This window comes from Kitasatospora sp. NPDC091257, assembly GCF_044757675.1.
Classification (GTDB): domain Bacteria; phylum Actinomycetota; class Actinomycetes; order Streptomycetales; family Streptomycetaceae; genus Kitasatospora; species Kitasatospora lactacystinica.
Genome location: NZ_JBIVVI010001830.1, coordinates 1 through 1,144, shown reverse-complemented (window position 1 = coordinate 1,144; position 1,144 = coordinate 1). Strand labels below are relative to the sequence as shown.

The 1,144-nt window shown below is 73.4% G+C and carries 1 protein-coding gene; it reads right to left on the bottom strand.

Annotation, left to right across the window (positions count from 1 at the left end; all coding sequences use genetic code 11):
• Nucleotides 1-199 precede the first annotated feature (199 nt).
• Nucleotides 200-1,144: alcohol dehydrogenase catalytic domain-containing protein (locus tag ACIQOV_RS42330; RefSeq protein WP_401056586.1), on the bottom strand; the 945-nt coding region annotated here is incomplete at its 5' end.

Here is a 1,144-nt window from a genome sequence, read left to right as displayed (position 1 = left end):
GAACTCGACGGTGTCGACGCCGACCACGCGCGCCGAGGCGATCTGCTCGGCCTCGCGCAGCGGGCCGCACTCGGCCGGGTCCAGCGAGTCGATGCTCGGTCACCGCCGCGATGCCCGCGAGGCCCAGGAATCTTCGTCTGTACACAGTGTCCTCCCCACGTCGGTCCCCATGCGGTCGCATGCGGTCGCTGCCGGTGCGTCAGGCGTAGGTCACGACCGCGCGGAAGCGGACCTCGCCGCGTTCGACCCGTTCGAGCGCCTCGGCGACCCGCTCCTTGGGGAAGGTCTCGATCAGCGGCGTGACGGCCCCGGACGCGACCAGGTCGAGGGCCTCGGTGAGCTGGTCGAGGCCGTTGTGGGTGGCGCCGATCACCTGCTGGCGCTGCGCCCAGAACGGGCTGGTGGGCGGGATCGTGAAGGAGTCGACCGGGTCGATGGTGGCGAGCACGATCCGGCCGTTCGGGCGCAGTCCCTGGAGGGTCTCGGTGGCGGCCCGGTAGGAGGTGCCGGTCACCAGGACCACGTCGGCGCCGCCGGCCGCCCGCAGCTGCTCGCCGTCGGCGACCACGTGGTCCGCGCCGAGCGTGCGGGCCAGCTCGTGCTTGTCCGGCGAGCGGGTGACGGCCACCGTCTCGAAGCCGGCGGCACGGGCGAACTGCACGGCGAGGTGGCCGAGTCCGCCGATCCCGAGGACGGCGACCCGCTCGCCCGGCTCGGGGTTCGCGGCGCGCAGCGCGCTCCACGCGGTGTACCCCGCGCACAGCACGGGCGCCGCGGCCTCGTACGACAGGGCGTCCGGCAGAAGCACCGTGCTGTCGGCCGACACCGCGACGTACTCCGCGTGACCGCCCTGCACGGTGAGGCCGCTCATCACCGACTCCGCGCAGTTCATCCCGGACTGCCCGGTGAGCGGGAGGTTGAGCCGGCAGTAGTCGCACCGGCCGCAGGTCGCCTGCACCCAGGTGGTGCCGACCCGGTCCCCGACCCGGCGGGTGGTCACCCCCGGACCGACCTCGACGACCTCTCCGGCGGCCTCGTGACCGACCACCACCGGGTCGAGCGGTGGGAAGGGGAAGACACCCTGGCTGACCCAGAGGTCGTTGTGGCAGACCCCGCAGGCGTGGACCCGGATCAGTACCTGACC